Below are 21,177 nucleotides of genomic sequence, written 5' to 3' on the forward strand. Positions count from 1 at the left end.
TGGCGTGACCAAGTATGTGGAAATGCCTCCCTGCAAATTTATTGTCGCGACCAAATCTAATCCAGCAAGCAAATTTCATGGCGAATAGTCGCTGGCACAGCTGGAATATCAAAAAGTTTCCCGAATTCTGACACTTAGGGCGGTTAGTGGGGTTTAGATTAGATTGAGAGCATTCCTTATATCACTGCCTATGCCCAAGCACTTGGCAGGCAAAAACTAGGCAAACCATTCGCTAACCCCTTAAACTGCAATATTTTATGCGTACGATGCTTTGCTGGTTGAATCATCCATACCGGGCATTGGCTTTTGCCTTTTCGTTAGCTGTTCTGACGGCCAGTTTTCATTTTGCCAATCTAAACGCCGCAGACCCCACGTTTGTGGGATCCCTTGCGATTGCCTTGGAAGACGAGGCAGCGAGCGAACTTCAGCTAAGTGATGAAGTTCGCATGAAGCTGAAAACGCTGGCCTACGAACGCGAAAAACAAGCGCTCGATCTGGCTTTGGAACTCAAAGGGGCCACCCCCGAAGAGAAGCAAGCCAAGCTGGATGCGTATGTCGCCGAATCCGAAAAGCAGGCAATGGCCCTGCTCACTCCAGAGCAGCAAGAGAAGCTTAAGAAGTTGAAGGTCAAGCAAGCCGGACTTACTTCGATCCTGGAACCAGCGATCGCTGGTCAGTTGAATCTGGCCGATTGGCAAGCCGAGGAATTATCGCGGCGGCTAGAGGCCACTTTGAAGCCGGATGCAGGTCCGCGTGAACTGGGCGAATTTGAACGATTCGCCAACCGTCTTTTGAGTCCTTCGCAACGAGCAAAATGGGAAGAACTGGCCGGCATCTCGAACAACCCGGAAACCATTCCAGCTGACCAGGTCGTGCCTCCGAACCGCGAAGAGATGGCAGCATCACCGGTTGCCGCTGGTGGTCCAGCGGGTTCCCAGCCATCGGCGACGTCTCCGTCGGATGCCGACGGCACTCCGCGCGACAACACGATGAAGTTCAGCTTTCGCTATCAGCCGTGGGGAGATGTGCTCGACTGGTTTGCCGAGCAATCGGACCTGTCGCTGGTCATGGACTCCCCTCCCCCAGGCACATTCAATTACACCGACGGGAAACCCTATACGCCGTCTGAAGCCATCGACCTGCTCAATAGCATCTTGCTGACCAAGGGCTACACGCTGGTACGCCGCGAAAAGATGCTGATCGTTGTGAATCTGGAAGACGGCATTCCACCGAATCTCGTGACGACGGTCTCGATGGACGAGCTTGATAATCGCGGCGAATACGAACTAGTCAGTTGCCTGTTCGACCTGAAGAAGATGACCGCAGAGGAAGCGGAAGCCGAAATCACCAAGCTGATTGGCCCTCAAGGTGCCGTGGTGGCTTTGACGCATTCGCAGCAAGTGTTCGTTACAGAGACGGCTGGTCGCCTGCGTACCATTCGTGACATGATTCAAGCGGTCGAAAACCCGTTCGGCAGCGACGTCACCGTTGTCGAGACCAAGAACCTGATGGCCGAAGAGATCTTGGCCGTCGTTCGCCAACTGATGGGAATGGAAGCAGGATCCAACACCGCCTCGGACGGTTCGATTCGCCTGGCAACCGATACGCTCGGAACCAAGATCTTCCTTACCGGAAAGAAGGATGCGGTCGAGAAAGTTCAAAAGCTGATCACGCAGGTCGATGTACCTGGCGGCGGCCTGGGAAGTTCTCCCGCCGATCAGTTGCAGTTGGAAGTCTATCCCCTTGGCACGCTCGATCCAACAACGACCTTGCAGGTCATGCAGACGCTTCTGGCCGGTAACCCAGACGTTCGTCTGGCGATCGATGAGAATACCGGCAACCTGATTGCTTTGGCTCGTGGCAGCGAACACTCCACCGTCAAGGCAACGCTTTCTCAGATGCAGCGCGACTCGAAGCAAGTTGAAGTGATTCAGCTGATGGTCGTCGACCCACAAATGGCGGTCTTGTCGATCAACAAGCTCTTCGGTGGTGCTGGAGAAAAGCCGAACCCAAATGCCCCCGTGATTGATGCCGACCCACTGACGTCGCAGCTTTTGGTGCGTGGTACCAGCGAGCAAGTTCATCAGATCAAAGACTTACTCATGAAGATGGGCGAAGATCCGGAAGCTGCCCTCGCGATGAAAGCAGAACGTGGAAACATCCGTTCGATTCCCCTTTCGGGAACGGCAGCCGAGCGCGTCCTGAATGAACTCGAAATGCTGTGGCCAACGGTAAGCACCAGCCGGATCCGCGTCGTGCGTCCTTCGTCAACTCCGGCCGTTCGAGGTTACAATCCCGGCACGCCTCCGGCAGAATCTCCGGCAACGACCGGGAATTCATCTGGTGACGAGGCCCGTAACGTTAAGCCAATGCTCGATTCCGAAGCGAGCCACAGGCAACACAGCACGTTTCAATTCGTCGCCTTCGAGGATGACGAAACCCCAGGACTTCAATCCAAGCAGGCTCCGGTCATCACGACCGCCCAGGCACCCATTCCATCGAATGGGCCCAGCCCTTCCAATTTCAAACCAGCCCCTGAGGCCAGTGGAGCCAATCGGCCAGGCGAGATTGTCGTCATGATGGGGCCCAATGGCCTGGTGATCGCCTCGGAAGACCAGGAAGCACTCGACAAGCTTGAGGCACTGATCGAAACCCTGAGTTCACGCTACTCCTCGTCGGCAGAGTACTCGGTCTATTATCTCCGTTACGTGAAAGCGGACGTCGCGGCCCAGATGCTGCAAAGCATTTTGACGGGCGTAACTCCCAGCGACGATGGGAGCGGCTCGCTCATGGGTGACATCGCCTCGGAAATGCTCGGTGGTGGCGGTGGCTTGATGGGTTCGCTCATGGGTTTGGGGTCCAGCAGTTCCAGCACTTCCCTCTCTGGCAGTTCATTGAGCATCATTCCTGACATGCGGCTCAATGCCCTGGTGATTCAGGCAAGCGTGCAAGATCTGGACAAGATCGATCAGCTACTCAAAATCATGGACCAGCCGCACAGTCCTGAGCAGGTCGAAACCAAGCGTACCCCGCGGATGATCCCCGTTCTGTTTACCAATGCCCAAGATATTGCCAGCATCGTTCAAACGGTTTATGCCGACCGAATCGCCAGCACCGCCTCCGGCCAGCAGCAGCGACAGCCGTCGCCGGAAGATTTCATCCGAGCCTTGCGTGGTGGTCGTGGAGGCCGCGAAGGGGGCGGTGGCGGCGCCCAAAGCGAACCGGAAAAGATGACCATCGGTGTCGATACTCGCAGCAACTCGTTGGTTGTGTCTGCTCCTGACCCGCTTTTTGAAGAAGTGAAAGCATTGGTTGAAGAGCTGGATCAGGCCGGGGATGACACCAACCAAACGATGCAAGTCGTCAAGGTTCGCAGCTCGAATCCGGAGACGATTCAAAAAGCTCTTTCATCGCTAACCGGACAGGCAATCACCGTGAATTCGACCGCTGCGAGCAGTGGCAACACGAATGGTTCCAGCAACAACAATAACGCCGCACCAGCACCTAATCCGGATGAAATGCGTCAGCGAATGGAAATGTTCCAGCGAATTCGCGAACAGATGCAGCGTTCTGGGGGGGACGGAGGCCAACGCGGTGACTCCGATCGGGGTGGTCGCGGCGGTGCCCCGACTGGTGGCAGCGGGCGCGGCGGCTTTGGCGGAGGAGGTGGCCGCGGTGGCCGCTAAACCTAAGTCGCAACCATGCCCCGAGTGATCAAATCAAGTTCGGGGCTGATCGCCTCGAATTGTTCGAGGAGGATCTTCAGATCCGACTTGGCCGCTTCGAAGTTCTCATCACGGCCGTGATCTTCCATGCGTTTCGCAGCTTCGATACCTTTCTCGGCTGCGAAGTAGCCAAACGAGCCTTTCATGCTGTGGGCACTCCGCTGTAGCTTCGGTCCGTCTAAACTTTCAAGCGCGTCTCGCATGTCTTGCAAGAGACGCTGGCTATCTTGCTTGAAGACACCAATCAGCGTGACCAGCAAATCGTGGTCGCCACCAACGTTTGCCAGAGCGCCGGCATAATTTACCAGCTTTAGTTCAACAGTCGCCTCTTCTTCGGCCTCGACCGGTTCAGGCAAGGTCTCGACTTCAGCGACTTCTTCCATCTCGATAGGTTCTTCGGAAATCGGATTGAACTGAGGCTGGCTTGGGGAATCTTTCTGCGTGAGTACACGCTCGATCACCTCGTAGAGGACGTTCGCGTTGATCGGCTTGGTGACGTAATCGTCCATGCCGGCTTCCAAGCAGCGTTCTCTGTCCCCCTTCATCGCATGAGCCGTCATGGCAACGATTGGAATTTTTCTCCCGGTCTCCGCTTGGATTCTGCGTATTTCCGCCGTGGCTTCAAAACCGTCCATGATGGGCATCTGGACGTCCATCAAAATCAAATCGAACTCGCCAGACGACCAGGCTTCGACGGCCAACTTGCCATCCCCGACGACGTGTACCTCGTGACCACACTTCTCCAAAAGGAGTGCTGCCAGCTTTTGATTCACCAAGTTATCTTCGGCCAGAAGGATCTTCGCGCGAATCGTGACGGACAATCCGTCGGTAGTTGAATGACGTTCCTGACGGCGAGCAAGTTCCTCGTAACCTAACACCGTAACCAAGGCATCAAACAAATCGGATTGTTTAACGGGCTTGGTCACCACGGCGTCAATCCGGCACGGAAGCTCCTGGATGGTCTTTTCGCTCATGACGCCGTGCGTCAGCAGAATTGCCTTGGCATCTTGTCCGCCCATGTCCGACTGCAGCCGTCGCAGGAATTCAATTCCTTCGATGTTCGGCATATCATCATCAACGATCACCACCCGCTGCGAAGTCCTGCGATCTGCCGCTGAACTCCACTGCGCCAAGGCTACCCCTCCGTCGTGGAACGGATTGAGAGACAGGCCCCAGTTCCCCAGCATTTCGGCAATCACACCCAAGGCCGAATCGTTGTCATCAATTAGCGTCACATGATTCTTGAGGGCCTCTCGAGGGAACTGCGCGAGTCGTGCGTCGGTCGCATACCCTTTTTTCATCACCGTCGTAAAGTGAAATGCCGTCCCCTTATCGACTTCGCTTTCCACCCAGATCTGACCTCCCATGAGATCGACCAGGCGCGAACAGATGGAAAGTCCCAGGCCAGTACCACCAAACTTACGCGTGGTCGAACCATCGGCTTGTTCGAACGCGGCGAATATCTTCTGAAGCGCCGACTCCGGAATTCCCACCCCGGTATCGATGACGCTGAATTGAAGTTTGACAAACCCTTCGTCATCGGTGTCGTGACTCTCGACGCGCAGAACCACCTCGCCCGACTCGGTGAACTTGATCGCGTTGCCGACCAGGTTCACGATGATCTGCCGTAAACGCACAGGATCGCCCAGCACTTCCGCGGGCACATCAGGCCGAATGTGGCAGACCAGTTCCAAGCCCTTACCGTGGGCGCGGAAGGCCATCGTTTTCATCAAGTCGCCCAACGCCTCGCGCAGTTGGAATGGGATCTCTTCCAACATGAGTTTGCCGGCTTCGATCTTCGAGAAATCGAGAATATCGTTGATCACCCCGACCAGTGCGTCGGCTGAGGTCTTGATCATCTGAAGATATTCCCGCTGCGAATCGGTCAACTGCGTTTCCAGCAGAATATCCGCCATACCAATGATGCCGTTCATTGGAGTGCGAATCTCGTGGCTCATGTTCGCCAGGAACTGTCCCTTGGCCTGGTTCGCAGCATCGGCGACCTCCTTTTGCTGCTGAATCATGTCGTTCGCCAAAGCCAGCAAATGCGACTGGGCTTGAATCAGCATATGGACCGACATCAAGCGGTAGGCTTTTTCGGCGCAGCGAATCGCTATCGGTTCGTAGGCAATGTCACGGGGGCGACTCAATGCGGCCCGTGCCGCCTCGTGAATGCCAATTTCGTTGGTCAACTCCAATGGTTTGATATTGATCGCTTCGTACAAAAGTCGCACGGGACGCTGCGAATACAGATCGCGTGAGAAGAGACGACTCATGTACTCAAGGAACTTCTCACGCGAGACCACCCCCAGCAGTTGATCTTCGACCAGAATCAGAATTCCGGGAAGATCATGATTGGCGTTGAAGATCTCTTCAACTTCCTTAGTATGGGTAGAAGCGTCGACTGCGATGTCGTATGCCGGAAGTTCGGCGACAGTCGAATTGCTTAACAGTTTAGACAGATCAGAATATATCATCAGGTCGTCGCAGCGACGGTTCTCGGTTCGGGAAACGAATTTTTTATCCCAGGTCTTAGGAGGCATCCGTTCGAACTTTGGCGAATTTGATGGTCTTCGACGCCTCATCAAATTCGAATTCGTCCATGAATGCCTGCATCAAAACCAAACCACGATTACCGATGCGATCCAAGGCGTTGGCCGCATTGGGATCAGGGATCGTAGCCGGATCGATGCCAGGTCCATCAAAGGCGACTTCAAATTGTGCTCGGGTCGACGACATCTTGGCCGCAACGCGAACCGTACGCTCTTTGTACGGCTCGGCCATCCGGCGAGACTCGACCAAAGCCAAGGCCTCGGGCTTTCCTAGCTGAAGTTGATCAATTTCGTCGAGTGTCAATTCAAGGTTTCCGCGATAGCAGGCACTGAACAACGCACCTTCCAGCGCCATGCCCAGCCGGACCTGGCCGCTGTCCTCGCAGACTCCCAGGCTTCCGCAGATTTGCTGAAGCATTTCAACAAGACGTTCAAATAACGCGGGCTCGTTATGCAGTTCGAAAGTGAACTCGGCGGTCCGCATGCAGTCGGTCAGACGCTCGTAATTCTTTTCGGCGATACCCAGAGCACGAACCTGCTGGACGGTCGGCACCAATCGTTCGGCAATTAGCGCCTTGGGAACGTAGCACGCGGCTCCCTGTTCCAGGGCCTGGACGGCAAGTTGCTCGCTTCCGTGAGCGGTTGTCAGAATCACCGGGATTTCTGGATAGATGGTCTGCATGCGCATCACCAACTCCAGACCATTCATTTCTGGCATATTCAGGTCAGTGACGACCAGATCGACCTCTTCGCTGATCGCATGCAGCTTTTCCAAAGCTTCCATGCCATGCCCCGCTTTGACGATCGAGTCGTTCGCAGGGTCCTTCTTCAGAATGGCCTCAATCAAATGCAAATCGACCGGCGTATCATCGACGATCAGGATGGTGGGCATGCAGAACTCTCCTACGATCCCGAAAAATGAGAAAGGGAACAATCGTCGTGTACCACCTTCGCGTTGCCCGAAGAAAAATCGGGACAAGCGAGGACACACTTCGAACAACTATGGCATCGGGTATCGCATTACGTTCAATGATCTCCAGCGTGGAGAATTCCGATTGGGAAGTCGACCACCTGGCTCATCGGATCACGATACCATCGAATTGTTAGCATAGCGTTTACTGAACATTCGAATTACAGGTATACCCGCGTCTGAGAACCTCTCAGCATGACATCGTTTCAAATTCACGAAATTTTCACGATGCACGACAGCCCAGCGGGGTGTCCCATCAAGCAACTTGCGAAGTTGGCAATTGGGTAAATGGATTCGGTTCTGGCGTTAGCTCCAAACATTCCACCATGACTTGGAAGTCGGTTTGCTCTTTTTCGCCATGGCACCACTTCCCACGCGGACATCCATCTCGGAATCTTCCAGGATGGTCCCTCGCAGGATGGCATTGAAAAACTTGGCCCCCGTCAACTTGGCCCCTTCCAGGTTCGCGTCGGTGAGATCAGCCCCAATAAAGATCGCTCCTTCCAGACAGGCGTTTTTCAGAGTTGCCCGGCGCAGGTTGGCCCCCTTCAGATCCGAGGCCCGCAAGTCAGAGCGATTCAAGTTCGCCCGCGAGAAGTTGGCACGGAGTTTCGCCATGCTCAGGTCGCAATCCGAAAGCTTGGCCCCTTCGCAGCTGGCACCGTTCATATCGGCGTAGCGAAAACTACACCCATTGAAATCACCCTCGGTCAGTGCGGCCGCGCGAAGCTTCGAGTTGGAAAAGTCAGCCCCATGGGCAGCCGCGTGAGCCAAGTTCGCACCCGCCAGACACGCATCCTGAAAACTCGCTTTCTCCAGAATCGAACGGCTCAAGTCGGCTTCGCGCAGATCCGCGATGTCCAGAATCGCTTCGGTCAAGTTTTGCTCAACCAGCCACGCCCCGCACAATGGAAGGCTCGAAAGCTTCGCTCCTGCCAAGGTTTTGAGTTTGATTTGGCGAAGCACCTCTCCGGATGACTTATGGCGTATTTCGATCATACCCACGACGATTAGTGAAAGTATCTATCGCCGAAAAAACACCAACCTCATGCGTCAGGTGCTTGGACGATAGAAATGGGGTTTGCTTTCATCGAATCTGAACGTAGCGGTCGTGCGAAAAGCTGTAAATCAAATTATTTACCTTGTCCAGAATAATTGACGAACCTTAACAAACGCACGATATCCGGGGATTTTACTAGCCTTTCCCCGAATCAAGAGCTTCCTTGGGGGTAATCACCCCATCGCCGTTGAGGTCGTATTGGTTGAATTCGCTTACTTTAGAGGAACTCCAAGAGGTTGAAAATTCATGCATCATGATCTGGCCGTCCGCATCCTGATCGTTACGCAGAAACCAGTCTGGCAGCCCCTTGGGAAGGCGTTCGGTCGCGGTGAGAAACCGGTAAGTTTCCTGCTTTGACTGTTCGCTCGATGCACTGCGTGAGGAACGCCCACGCCCGTAGCTTTCCGACCTCTGCGTTAACTCTTCCACGGTGATTTTGCCGTCATTGTTCTTGTCATAGTCGGCCGGATTGCCGCGAAGCCGAGACCATTCGTCCTTTTCCAAAACGCCGTTCTTATTGCGATCATTCTGGCGAAGCAAGCTCTCTGCGTATTGCCGGAAACGGTCGTCTCCTCCACGATCTCCGCTCTCTCGGTTCTCCGCACGGCTATCATCCCGGTCGCTGCTTCGGCCCCCGTTACTGCGAACTACCCGCTGGCAAAGTTCCTCGATCGAAAGACGTCCATCCTTGTTCGTATCATCTTGAGTCGGATCATCTCTCCAGCGAACTTCCGACCACTCGGGACCATCCAGATAGTGGTTCTTGTTCTTGTCGTAACGCGACATGATGCCCATCACCTGATCAACGACGGTCTTGCCGAAACGCTCTTCGAGTGATTTGCCATTCACCGGCGGTGGTGCGTCAAAACCCGCAGCAGGCTTCGCGTCGGAAGAGGCACCAAAACTCATGCTTGCCGATTCCACGCCGGCTTCGCGTTGTTCGCGGGCCTTTTGAATTGCCTTCGAGGCATCCTCGATATTGATGCTGTTGCTGTTCTCCATTCCTGTTCCGTTGAGCATCCGTCGGACGAACTCGCCACCGCGTCCTTCAAGCTCGCTCCCTTCGATCTTGCCATTGCGATCTTGATCCATGCGGCGCAGCATCTCGGCTGGGTCGAATCCTCCCCGACTGCGATCGCCACGGTCACTGCCACGGTCTCGGTCTCGGTCACTTTCCTCCCGTCCACGGTCTCGGTCGCTGTCGTCTCCACCACGATCACGTCGAAAGTCACCACCAGGACCGCCTGGACCACCGAAGCCGCCGCCTGGTCGGCCACTAAAGCCACCACGTGGTGGGCCTTGCGCAAAGAGAGCATCGACAGCCAAAATGGCCAATGCCAGGGAAGCAACCAACAAGCCAAGGCGAAATGAAGACCTAGCGATCATGGGCATGATCCAGTTTCCGCACCAGAGTGAAATCGAAATGAGGCTGACCTATCAGTGTACTTACTGTGAGGCCATAGCGTTAAACCCCACTGGCCGTGGAAGAGTTGTGCCATAGGTAGTGAATCTGATCAAAAATCAAGAATTTGAGCCGTAATTTCGAAATAGACCGGAACCTTGAATGATCGTGATGGTTGACCTTTCTTATGTAGATTCCCCCTGTCGGCAGTACGCTTTCGCGAGACACGACAGACTCCATACAACCACCCCACTCCGGGGGAGAGACTCATTCCTATTCTGAAAGGTGCTTCGATGAAATTCTTAGTGGCTTTGGTTTGCACTGCGGCTGTTGTTCTCGCTGCCAATTCGGCCATGGCTCAAGGTCCTGGTGGACGCGGTCCTGGAGGTGGTTTCGGTGGCCCAGGTGGTGGTGGCGACCTGTTCGGCCTATTGAACAACGAATCGGTTCAAAAGGAACTCGAGATCGTTCCTTCCCAGTTGGAAGACATTCGCGAACTAGGCCAGGAAATGCGTGAGAGCATGCGAGACATGTTCCAAGGCATGCGTAACGCCAGCGAAGACGAACGCCGTGAGATGTTCGACAAGCTGCGTACCGCTCGTGAAGACATGGAAAAAGACCTCGAAAAGGTCCTGATGCCTGCCCAATTGCAGCGTTTGAAGCAGATCCAGGTTCAACAGCAGTCACGCGGCCGTGGTGGTGTTTCGTTCGCGAATCCAAACATCTCGGAAGCTTTGGGGCTTTCCGAAACCCAGTTGGCTGACCTTCGCGACAAGGCCGAAGAGTTGCAGAACGAAATGCGAGAAAAGATCGAAGAACTTCGCAAGCAGGCCGATGCCGAACTGCTGCAGATGCTAACCCCAGAGCAGCAAAAGAAGTGGAAAGAGTTGGTCGGCGAACCGTTTGATCTGCAACAAGATCGCGGTGGCTTCCAAGGGGGCGGCCGCGGTGGTCAACGGGGTCCTGGCGGTCGCGGCGGAAATGACGACGGCGAGATCTAACTCGTTGCTGCACAGCCTCTTACAATAGAGCTTGCCCATTCAAAACAGACCCCTCGCCAGAACTACTGGCGAGGGGTTAACCGTTAAGATCGGAATCCTGGAGCACGGATTCGGGAATTCGCGAAACAAATAGTGGTTGTAAAACGTTTAATACTTAGCAAGCTAAAGCCTAATCCCCCGTTCTCCTCGAATGGTCCGCCCCTAAACTGGTGGCTGGCAATCGGTCAGGCGCGGTAACCTGATTTCCATCCTCTCCCTCCTATCTGTGCGATAAGACTTCATGGTCGATGCTGGTGAAATTCTGTTGAGTTGCGGACTGTTGACGCCGGAACAGGCCGAGATCGTTCGTAACGAACAAGAATCAAGCGCGGACTTCATCCCGAAGGCCGTGCAACTTTCCTTTGTGGAAGAAGACGAAGCTCTCAAAGCGTTGGCCACCGCAGTGGGCCTGGATTATATCGACCTGAATCACACCGAGATCGACACGACCCTTATCAAGACCATTCCCCAGCGGCTGATCTATCGGCAATCCCTCCTCCCGGTTCGGCGTGAGAATGGCAGCATTGTCGTTGCGACGAGCGATCCTTTCGACCTGTACCCCTTGGACGAAGTTGCTTCCGCAACCGGATTGAGTGTCGTCCCGGTCCTTGCTGGCCGCACCGAGATCGCCAAGCTGATCAAAGCCAATTTGGGCGTCGGCGGCGAGACGGTCGAAGGGATGTTGGCTAGAAAGGAAGAAGAGGAAGCGGGTGGCGTTGAGCTTTTACAAGATCTCGACGACGAAGGGGGCGAACTGGCCGAGATCGAACAAGAGGCTTCGGTCATCCGCCTGGTGAATGAAATCCTGCTGGAAGCGATCGAGTCGCGGGCCAGTGACGTTCATATCGAGTCACAATCGAACAATACCGTGGTCATCCGTTACCGTATCGACGGCATGCTCCACTCGCAGCCAGTCCCGCCGGAAATCAACTACTTTCAGGCCGCCATCATCAGCCGTTTGAAGATCATGTCGCGGCTGAACATCGCCGAAAAGCGATTGCCGCAAGACGGCCGCATGAAGTTGAAAGTCCGCGGTCGCGAAATCGACGTGCGTGTGTCGGTGATCCCCATGATCCATGGCGAGAGCATCGTCATGCGTATTTTGGATAAAGGCTCTCTCACCCTCGATCTGCAAAAGCTGGGGATGGACCGAGACGTTTATTCCCAATTCCAAAAGATCATTCGCCAGCCGCACGGCATCATCCTGGTCACCGGGCCGACCGGTTCTGGTAAGACCACCACCCTGTACAGTTCTCTGCTGGAAATTCGGGACGAAGCAACCAAGATCATCACGACCGAAGACCCAGTGGAATACCAACTCGACGGGATCAACCAGATTCAAGTCCACGCGAAAATCGGCCTGACGTTCAGTGCTTCGCTGCGAAGCATCCTGCGTCATGACCCCGACGTGGTCCTGGTGGGTGAAATTCGTGACTTGGAAACAGCCGAAAACGCCATTCAAGCTTCCCTTACAGGTCACTTGGTGTTCAGCACGCTGCACACCAACGATGCCGCCGGGGCGTTTGCCCGTATGGTGGACATGGGGGTCGAACCGTTCCTGATCGCATCGACGGTCGAAGGTGTCATGGCCCAGCGTCTGGTGCGTCGTTTGTGCCCCGAGTGCAAAGAGCCGCATGAAGTTCACCGAGTCGACCTGCCAGATGACTTTCCGTGGGATGACTTGCAAGAGCAAGACGAGAAGCGACTCTTTCACCCGGTCGGTTGCCGCAAGTGCCGTGGTGTCGGTTACACCGGACGTATGGGCATTTACGAGCTTCTGACTTCGACGGAAGATCTCCGTCAGATGGTTCACGACAACGTGAGCACCTGGGAAATCAAGCAAGCCGCCATCAAACAAGGGATGTCGACATTGCGGCAATATGGCTGGCGTAAAGCCCTGAGCGGACAAACGTCCGTCGAGGAAATTCTTCGCGTCACCAAGAGTGATAATCTTCGCGGAAACTAGTACAATACAGGTCCTTCCTTACCCCGAGCCTACCCAAGATCATGCCAGACTTCGCTTATGTCGCACGTAACATGCAGGGCCAAAAGGTCTCTGGCAAGTTGACTGCGCAGTCGGAAGGCGAGGTCATCAATTCGCTCAATGCGAAAAGCCTCTTCCCGATTGAAGTCAAACTGGAGAAGCAAGGTACCCGTTTCCGCATCGGTGGCAAGCGAGTCAGCCCGCAGCAAGCGGCGACCTTTTACGCCCAGTTGGCTTCGCTGGTTCGCAGTGGCGTTCCGCTGATGCGATCGCTCAACGTGCTGAACGAACAGGCCTCGAATCCGGCCCTCAAAGCCGTGCTGGAAGACGTACGCGGCCGGGTCGAGGAAGGGGAACCGCTCGACGCGGCGATGGCGAGGCACCCCCGTGCTTTCAGCGACATGGCCATCAACATGGTTCGTGCCGGCGCGGAGGGTGGCTTCCTGGAAGACGCCCTGGAACGTGTCGCCGCGTTCACCGAAGAGCAGGAAGACCTCAAAGGTCGCACGCTGAGTGCGTTGGCTTATCCGATCTTTCTGGCCGTTGTGGGCTCGGTCATTTTGACGTTCCTGATCGTATTCTTCGTGCCCAGCTTTGAAGAGATGTTCGCTCGCTTACGAGAACGCGGCCAACTGCCGGCAATCACCGACTGGCTGCTGTGGTTCAGCGGAACCTTGAACAGCTACGGACTGTTTATCTTAATAGGGATCATTGGCTTGTTCGTTTACTTTCGGACGGCCTTGAAATCTGAAATCGGCAAACGCCGACTCGACTATTTCAAGATTAAAGTACCACTACTTGGCTCGATCATGCTCGATTTGTCCGTCGCCAGGTTCTGCCGCGTGCTGGGTACCATGCTGAAGAACGGGGTTCCCATTCTTCGGGCATTGGAGATAAGCCGCGAAGCAGCCGGTAATCGCATTCTGGCCTCGGCCATTGAAGAGGCATCCGAGAATATTTCGTCCGGGGAATCGCTTGCCTCGCCACTAAGCAGTTCAGGCTATTTCCCCAAGACGGTCGTGGAAATGATCAGCGTCGCGGAAGAATCCAATTCGCTCGATCGCGTTTTGGTCGAAATAGCCGACGGCCTGGAACGAAGAACTACGCGTCGGCTCGATTTGGCCGTTCGCTTGTTGGAGCCCATTATGTTGCTGGTCATGGCGTTCATCGTTTTGATCGTCGTGATCGCATTGCTGCTGCCTGTCTTCCGGATGAGCAGTGCGTTGTAAGTCAAACAATCAATTGCGCTTTCGTTAGCAAACACACCCAATTTGTAAGGAGATAATATTCATGACCCTTTCTCGACGTCGCCGTCGTGCGACAGCCGGTTTTACGCTCATTGAAGTTTTGTTGGTGCTCGTGATCCTGGTGATTCTCGGCTCGATCGTGGGTGTTTCCGTGTTTGGTGTCCAAAAGCAAGCCCTGGAAAAGGCCGCCAAAACCCAGGTCGAAAGCATCGAGAGCGCCATCAAGTTCTACAAGTTGAACATGAACAAGGCCCCCGAATCGCTCGACAACCTGATCACCCAGCCTTCGGACGACAAAGGCAACAAGTGGAAAGGTCCTTACTGGGAAGAGGACACCATTCCGCTCGACCCATGGGAAAACGAATACCAGTACGAAGTCAACGGCGCAGATTATAAGGTCTGGTCGATGGGTCCTGACGGGGCCAGCGGCACCGAAGACGACATCAACGGCTAACGTCCCAATTTGTTGAGAGCCATGGTGGGTGCCATGCCCACGTCCGCGTGAGCATGCATCCAGCTGATCGTGCCGCGCCGATGTGGACATGGCATCTGCCGTATAAAGAATCAGGCAAATCCCCTTGATCCGATTTCCAGCAACTCGAAACGCCAGGCGAACACCGCAGTCCGTCACTGCCGGTGGCCACCGAGCGTTTACCTTGCTGGAACTGCTATTAGTACTAGCCATCCTGGTCGTCCTTGTGGGCCTGGGCACGCCGGCGGTTTACAACTCGCTGCAAGGCCATCGCTTGACGGTCTCGGCGGAAAAGATCCAGACCGAGTTTATGCGGGCCCGCGTCGAAGCGATGGAATCAGGCCGTATTCGCATGTTTCGCTTTCAGCAAGAGACCGGCAATTTCGCCGTTGCCCCCTTCGTGCGTAGCAGCGACGAACTGGAAAACAGCCTGGCCGGAACAAGCCAAGGGATCGGCGTTTCGAGCGTCGTTCTCGATTCGGTCGAAGCCGAAACGATCCATGGAATGCTGGAAGAAGGAGTCGTCTTTGCCGGTGACAACATCGAAGCCGATATTCGCAGCTATACGCTCGAGCAGGAACAAGGAGGAGATATGGACATCAGCGGATGGTCTCGTCCCATCTTGTTCTACCCGGACGGTACCGCCTCGGACGCCACGGTATTTCTTCGCGGCGATGGCGGGACGATTACCTCCATCAAGCTACGAAGCCTGACTGGGATCGCGCGTATCCAAGACCCTGACCTCGATGATGGGGGTGTTGATTAAATGCTGGCAACCAACCCCAATCGCAAACAAGGCTTCACCCTCATTGAGGTCATCTTGGCCCTGACCATTCTGGCCGTATCGCTCACACTTCTTGGGCAATTGGTTGGTCTCGGTTTTCAGAATGCCCAGCAGGCGCAAGGACTGACCGAAGCGCAAATGATCGCCGAGACGATCATGGAAGAGATTGCGCTCGGGCTGATTCCACCAGATCCGGTGACTGACATGAACGTCACCATGACGAGCGATCTTTCCACGCTCACGGTCGAACAGGATACGCCGTGGGTCTACAGCATCAATTGGGAGCCAGCTCCGGTCGATGGCCTGATCATGGTCGCCGTACAAGTCCGTCGCGCCGGGGCCCAGTCGACGGCCGAAAACGATTCGTTTCAAATCGTTCGCTGGATGCGCGACCCCGAATTAGCCCTGGAAGAGATCCCCGAATCCAGTGATGGAGCTCCACTCGAAGTCGGGGGAGCCATCTAATGAAGCGCCGAATGCAAGACGGTTTCACGCTGCTGGAAGTGCTCCTCGCTTCGTCCCTTTCCGTGCTGGTTCTGCTGGCACTGGGGGGCGCTATTCGGTTTTATCTGTTTCAGGTGACCGAGAGCCAAACGAGCATCGAGCAAGCCCAGTTGGCCCGGGCGGTCATGCGCCGAATGGAGACGGACCTGCGCAGTGCCATCTGGAAGAATGAAATCGACTTTGAATCCGTCGAAGCCCTCGCGGCCGATTCACTTGCCGGCGGCGCCGGCGACCTGGCCGCAAGTGCAGGCCTCGATCCGACCCTGGCCGAAGATGCCTTGGCTGGTTCGAATACTCAGGAACTCGCGACGTCAGGCGTTCTGCCGACGACGATTGGTCTTTACGGCAATGCCTACGAACTGCAGGTCGATATCAGCCGCATTCCGCGGATCGACGAGTACGATCCGCAGTACACCAGTTTTCGCTCCCGTGAGATCGGCGATATCCCCAGCGATATCAAGACCGTCACTTATTTTCTATTGCAGCCAGGCGTTTCCTCGCTGGGGCGCGGGACGGTTGGCGACGCAGGCATCACGGAAACACAGTTTGGCCTGGTAAGACGTGAACTTGACCGAGCGGTGACCCAGTACGCACTGGACAACGGAGATTCGGCCGGTTTGGATGCCTCCGCCGAGATTCTCGCTCCCGAGGTTTCCCTTCTGCAGTTTCGTTACTTCGACGGCTTCGAGTGGGTCGAGGAATGGGACTCCGAAGCGATGGGCGGATTGCCGATGGCGGTCGACGTCATCATCGCGATTCGCGATCACGACATGACCCAGGCACTGTTGGCTGACGGCGCGATTGGGGTACCGGTAGAGGATGCCGCGAACCCCGTCGGCCAGGTTTTCCGGCGACTCATACGTATCCCCACCGCCAAGCCATATGAAGAGCCGGAAGAAGAACTCGATTCGACCGATACGATGAGCGAGGATGCCGCCCTATGAGCACTCCGCGAAAACGCCTTCGATCGAAACGTGGCGTAGTACTGTTCGTCGTGCTGGTGGTCGTGATGATGATCACCCTCTCGGCTTACGCCTATACCGAACTGATGTTCATCGAGAATAAAGCCACGCATCTGACCGGTCGTCAGATTCAGGCCCGCAACGTTGCCGAGAGTGGCATCGCCATGCTGAGCGTCTTTCTGGAACAAGAGCAGGAATTAATCGACGAGCAAGGCGGCATCTACGACAACCCTGACATCATGCGCGGGATTCTCGTCTATCCGGATGAATCGGCCGAATCCCGCGGCCGTTTTTCGGTCCTCGCTCCGGCCCTCAATGCAGACGGCTCGATCGAAGGCATTCGCTTCGGTCTGGAAGATGAATCAAGCCGCGTCAATTTGAATGCCTTGCTGATGCTGGAAGGGCAAACCGAAGGATCGGGGCGTGCGCTATTAATGGCGTTGCCCGGCATGAATGAGGAGATCGCTGATTGCATTCTCGACTACATCGACGAGGACGACGAACCACGTGATCTCGGGGCCGAGTTCGACTACTACAACACGCTCGATCCTCCCTACAATCCCAAGAACGGCCCGCTGGAAACTGTCGAAGAACTTCTGCTGGTACGCGGCGTTACACCAGAGCTTCTGTTCGGTCGCGATACCAACCGCAACGGTCTGGTCGATGACCACGAGTGGGCTCCCCCAGCCGATGGCGATCAGCAGGCCATGGAGATGCTTGAACTGGTTCCCGACCTCGGGTGGTCATCGTATCTCACGCTGGTGAGCATGGAGAAAAACTATTCCGATTCCGGTCAGCCGAAGATCTACTTGAACGAAGAAAACCTGCAAACCCTGCACGATAACATCACAGCGATCTTTCCGGTTGAGTACGCCGATTTCATTTGTGCCTATCGCTTGTATGGGGGCAGCGGAAGTCAGAACAGCGGCGGCAATAGTAGTGGCGGCAGTAGTGGAGCGAGTGGCGGCGGCGGTTCCGTCAGTCTCGATCTCTCGCAGCAGGGTCAAACGAAGATCAACAACGTGCTGGAACTGATCGGTGCGTCCGTACAAGTGCAGCAAGGCAATCGCACCGTGACCATGCAGTCCCCGTTCGAGGACGGCATCATAGCCATGAACGTCTACCTGCCGAGTATGATGGACAAAATGACGATCAACCCATCTCCGATCATTCCCGGGCGCATCAATATCAACCAGGCCCCTTATGAGGTCCTGTTGGGAATCCCCGGGATGGATGAAGAGATTGCTGGACAGATTCTCGAGCAACGTCTACCGGTTCCTGACCCGGAGGACCCCGTAACGCGTCACGAGACCTGGATCCTACTGCGTGGCATCGTTACGACCCAGCAGATGATTTCGCTCTCGCCGTTTGTCTGCGGCGGTGGTGACGTCTATCGAGCCCAAGTGGTCGGCTACTTCGAGGATGGAAGTGCGTTTAGCCGCCAGGAAGTCGTGATCGACGCCACGCAGCCCCAGCCCAAGGTCATGTTGTGGCGTGATATTTCCGAACTCGGTCGAGGACATCCCCTGGAAGTTTTAGGAGTAGAACTGGGGCTCGACGACGGACAAATCAACTGATTTCCATGGTCTGCCGAGCATTTTTCGGCACGCACCGATAAGCCTGCGAAATACAATAGAACTATGGCTAAGAAACTCGCAATAGAATGGGACTCGCGATCTCTCCGCATGGTGGTTGCCCGCCAGCGCGGATCGAGTATCGTCGTCGATCAGGCCCTACACTTCCCCCTGCCCCTCCCTCCTGAAGGGACCGAACCGCCCTCGGTCGAAAGTCGGGTTGGGCGGCTGCTTACCGATCAAGTCGCCGCGCATGGGCTGAGCAAACTCCCGGCGATCGTGGGAGTAAACCGGTCGTCGATCGAACTCCAGGTCGTCGCCGTTCCGCCGGTCCCCGATGACGAACTCCCGGACATCGTTCGCTATCAGGCAATTCGCGAATGTACCAATCTGGGTGACGATGGCGTCGTTGACTTTATCAAGATGCCGCCGGCCGAGGACGGCAAGTTACGCGTGCACGCCGCCGCGATTTCCGCGAAGAATCTGAAAAGCTGCCAGAAGATCTGCGTTCAGGTGCAGATCCAGCCGCAAAGTTTTTACGTTCGTTCGTTCGGGGCAGCTCACCTGGTGGCCAGCCAATCTCGTCTGGCCGGGCAGACATTCCTGATCGTCGAGATCCTGGAAGATCGCGTCGAACTTACCGTGGTCAGCCAGGGTGACGTCATTCTGACGCGTTCGACCCGTCTACCCGGCGAGCCCAATACCGAGCATTACGTTCATGCTCTGCAAGGTGAAATCCGCCGTACGATGCTTGCCGCCCAGTCGAAGAGCAACTCCGAGTCAATCACGCAAATTGTGATTCTCGGACAACCCTCCTCGCCAGAAACATGGCGTACGCTGGGCAATGAACTCAAAGCGACGGTCGAGTTTCTCGATCCACTCACTGCGGAACACGTATCGAGTAACGTCGAACTTTCGCCGGAAATCGCCAGTCAGTTTGGCGCACTCATCGGAACTCTGTTGGCCGATGGATCGTCGCATCACGCCACGATCGACTTCCTCAATCCCAGACGAAAACCAGATCCGCCGGATCGCAAACGCATCTTCGCGTTATCTGGTCTCGCGGCGGCTTCCGTCGTGTTGCTGGTGACCTACCTGATGTACAGTGGCATTTCCTCGCGCGACGCTGAGATCGCCCAATTGAAGGAAGACATCGCCAAGCTGCAACAGTCGAACAAGCCTTTGGTGGAATTGGAGGAAGAGGTCATCGAGATCGACAACTGGGTGGCTGCCGACGCGCAGTGGCTCGACGAAATCTACCGCATGTCGAAGAAACTCCCCTCCGCCGATGAAATGATCACAACGCGTATCCATATGCAGCCCAGCAACAACGAAGGGGGCACGACGACATTGGAAGGTTACGTTGCCGATCAGTCCGTGATTCGCAAGATCGAAACGAGCTTGATGGATGAACACCACGCCGTTCTCGGCAAAGGGTCTCAAGAACGCGTCTACGGCGACAACTATACGATCAGTTTCCAAGAGTACGTAACCATTACCCCGGACGGGACCGATCGCTTTGCCCCTCGCGAAGAAACAAGCAAGACCGAATCGGCGGCAGAAGAGGAAACGAGTGAATCGTCCGAAGTTTCGACGGAAGCCACGGAAGAAGCGGTCGAACAGGCAGAACCAACTACCGACGCGGCTAGCAGCACAGGAGACCAGTCATGACCCAGCGCGAACGTGTCTTGGCCATCCTGGTAGGCGTCTGCTTGCTGACGGTGGGTGGCTATTACTTCATGAACCAGTATTCCTCGGCGCTCAGTAGTCGCGATCGCCAGATTGAAACCCTCTCGAAACGCCTGAAAGACGAAGAGTTCGTCGAGGCAAAAGCGGAAATGGCCATGGACCGCATGGTCACGTACCGACGGCACGCGCTACCGGAAAGCATCCGTGCCAGCCAGTCCTTCTATCAGGAACGACTTCGCGAAACGCTTGAGTCAACAGGCTTCGACGATATCGTCATCAAGCCGCTCAACGGACGCCGTGGTGGAAACCACTACCAGCATATGTTCACCATCAATGGCCAGGCCACGATGGAACAGTTCGTCCAGTTCAGCTACGAGTTCTACTCGTTCAATATTCTGCACAAGTTCAGCAAGCTGACGATGGTTCCGGTCAAGGATTCCGAGCTTCTCGACATCTCGATGAACGTTTCCGTACTCAGCCTGGACGGAACCGAGGAAGTTCCTCAAGCCGATGACGTGCGTCTTCCTGAACTAGCCCACGGCAACCTGAAGGATTACGTCGACGTCATTCTCCAGCGAAATCTGTTTGCCCCTGCCAACAAGCCGCCGCTGTTTACGTCGAAGACCGAAGTCGAAGCGGAGCTAGAACGGCCCCTCCGGTTTCGCCTGAGTGCCAGCGACCCTGACCGCAAGGACCGTGTGACCTTCTATCTTGGCAAAGACCCACCACCAGGCGTCGAGCTTTCCGAGAGCGGGTCGCTTCAATGGACTCCGGATGCCTTGGGGGAATACAAAATCACGGTCGAAGCCCGCGACAGTCGCCTTCCACCCAAGAGCACCACCCAAGAGTTGTTGGTCAAGGTCGTTGAGCCTAAGCCGGAACCGATGCCCGACCCATCGCCGCGGCGGCCGGAATTTGATGAAGCGAAGTTCACTTTCCTCACCGGCACGGTTGCCGTCGGCGGTCAGCCAAAAGCCTGGCTTAACAACCGCCCGAAGAATCAGCAGCTGCGATTAGGCCCTGGCGATACGTTCTCGGTCGGTACCCTCAAGGGAAAAGTCGTCGACGTGAAAGACCGGGAGGTAATCATCGAGATCGAAGGGGACCTGCGCGTTCTCTCGATTGGCCAGCCGCTGGCAGAAGCCACGCCGATGGGCCCGGCGGGAGAACTTTAGGCGATTCCTTCTCGAATCAAAAAAACACGACAAAAAC

General features: G+C 55.6%; 15 protein-coding genes. 11 read left to right on the forward strand and 4 right to left on the reverse strand.

Translation table 11 applies throughout. The features are described 5' to 3' along the window. Positions 1 to 257 precede the first annotated feature (257 nt). On the forward strand, positions 258 to 3,686 hold the full coding sequence (locus Pan97_RS15580) for a secretin N-terminal domain-containing protein (RefSeq protein ID WP_144974085.1): 3,429 nt from the start codon (positions 258 to 260) through the stop codon (positions 3,684 to 3,686). A gap of 2 nt (positions 3,687 to 3,688) precedes the next feature. Here the strand turns inward: Pan97_RS15580 and Pan97_RS15585 are convergent, their stop codons facing one another. The 4 genes from Pan97_RS15585 to Pan97_RS15600 all read right to left on the reverse strand — a co-directional run bounded on the left by Pan97_RS15585 (position 3,689) and on the right by Pan97_RS15600 (position 9,699). After that, positions 3,689 to 6,268 carry a response regulator gene (locus tag Pan97_RS15585; protein ID WP_165698786.1) on the reverse strand — a complete coding sequence of 860 codons (2,580 nt, stop codon included), beginning with the start codon at positions 6,266 to 6,268 and terminating at the stop codon, positions 3,689 to 3,691. Then, positions 6,258 to 7,169, reverse strand: coding sequence for an ATP-binding response regulator (locus Pan97_RS15590; RefSeq protein WP_144974088.1), 912 nt, complete (start codon positions 7,167 to 7,169; stop codon positions 6,258 to 6,260). Before Pan97_RS15590 ends, Pan97_RS15585 begins: the two co-directional genes overlap by 11 nt. A gap of 384 nt (positions 7,170 to 7,553) precedes the next feature. After that, the gene (locus Pan97_RS15595) at positions 7,554 to 8,246 is read right to left on the reverse strand and encodes a pentapeptide repeat-containing protein (RefSeq protein ID WP_144974090.1); all 693 of its coding nucleotides are present in this window, start codon (positions 8,244 to 8,246) and stop codon (positions 7,554 to 7,556) included. Between the two features lie 196 nt (positions 8,247 to 8,442). After that, on the reverse strand, positions 8,443 to 9,699 hold the full coding sequence (locus Pan97_RS15600; protein ID WP_144974092.1) for a hypothetical protein: 1,257 nt from the start codon (positions 9,697 to 9,699) through the stop codon (positions 8,443 to 8,445). A gap of 303 nt (positions 9,700 to 10,002) precedes the next feature. Here Pan97_RS15600 and Pan97_RS15605 point away from each other — a divergent pair, with 303 nt between their 5' ends. The 10 genes from Pan97_RS15605 to Pan97_RS15650 all read left to right on the forward strand — a co-directional run bounded on the left by Pan97_RS15605 (position 10,003) and on the right by Pan97_RS15650 (position 21,140). Then, entirely contained in the window at positions 10,003 to 10,710 is a 708-nt protein-coding gene (locus Pan97_RS15605; RefSeq protein ID WP_144974093.1) for a hypothetical protein, read from the forward strand. A 280-nt stretch (positions 10,711 to 10,990) separates the two neighbouring features. Next, positions 10,991 to 12,715 (forward strand): GspE/PulE family protein, encoded by a 1,725-nt coding sequence (locus Pan97_RS15610; RefSeq protein WP_144974095.1) that lies wholly within the window; start codon positions 10,991 to 10,993, stop codon positions 12,713 to 12,715. Between the two features lie 41 nt (positions 12,716 to 12,756). After that, a complete protein-coding gene (locus Pan97_RS15615; RefSeq protein WP_144974097.1) occupies positions 12,757 to 13,962 on the forward strand; it encodes a type II secretion system F family protein in 1,206 nt (401 codons plus the stop codon). A gap of 61 nt (positions 13,963 to 14,023) precedes the next feature. Continuing rightward, entirely contained in the window at positions 14,024 to 14,434 is a 411-nt protein-coding gene (gene gspG / locus Pan97_RS15620; protein WP_144974099.1) for a type II secretion system major pseudopilin GspG, read from the forward strand. Positions 14,435 to 14,558: 124 nt separating this feature from the next. Next, positions 14,559 to 15,218, forward strand: coding sequence for a prepilin-type N-terminal cleavage/methylation domain-containing protein (locus Pan97_RS15625; protein ID WP_165698787.1), 660 nt, complete (start codon positions 14,559 to 14,561; stop codon positions 15,216 to 15,218). Next, entirely contained in the window at positions 15,219 to 15,701 is a 483-nt protein-coding gene (locus tag Pan97_RS15630) for a type IV pilus modification PilV family protein (protein ID WP_144974102.1), read from the forward strand. Then, the gene (locus tag Pan97_RS15635) at positions 15,701 to 16,684 is read left to right on the forward strand and encodes a prepilin-type N-terminal cleavage/methylation domain-containing protein (RefSeq protein ID WP_144974103.1); all 984 of its coding nucleotides are present in this window, start codon (positions 15,701 to 15,703) and stop codon (positions 16,682 to 16,684) included. The genes Pan97_RS15630 and Pan97_RS15635 overlap by 1 nt, the downstream gene beginning before the upstream one ends. Beyond that, complete coding sequence (locus tag Pan97_RS15640; RefSeq protein WP_144974105.1) at positions 16,681 to 18,279, forward strand: type II secretion system protein GspK; 1,599 nt, start codon at positions 16,681 to 16,683, stop codon at positions 18,277 to 18,279. The genes Pan97_RS15635 and Pan97_RS15640 overlap by 4 nt, the downstream gene beginning before the upstream one ends. A gap of 63 nt (positions 18,280 to 18,342) precedes the next feature. Then, positions 18,343 to 19,947, forward strand: coding sequence for a hypothetical protein (locus tag Pan97_RS15645; RefSeq protein WP_144974107.1), 1,605 nt, complete (start codon positions 18,343 to 18,345; stop codon positions 19,945 to 19,947). After that, the gene (locus Pan97_RS15650) at positions 19,944 to 21,140 is read left to right on the forward strand and encodes a cadherin repeat domain-containing protein (protein ID WP_144974109.1); all 1,197 of its coding nucleotides are present in this window, start codon (positions 19,944 to 19,946) and stop codon (positions 21,138 to 21,140) included. The genes Pan97_RS15645 and Pan97_RS15650 overlap by 4 nt, the downstream gene beginning before the upstream one ends. Positions 21,141 to 21,177: the final 37 nt, after the last annotated feature.

The sequence above is a fragment of the Bremerella volcania genome, from assembly GCF_007748115.1.
Lineage (GTDB): Bacteria > Planctomycetota > Planctomycetia > Pirellulales > Pirellulaceae > Bremerella > Bremerella volcania.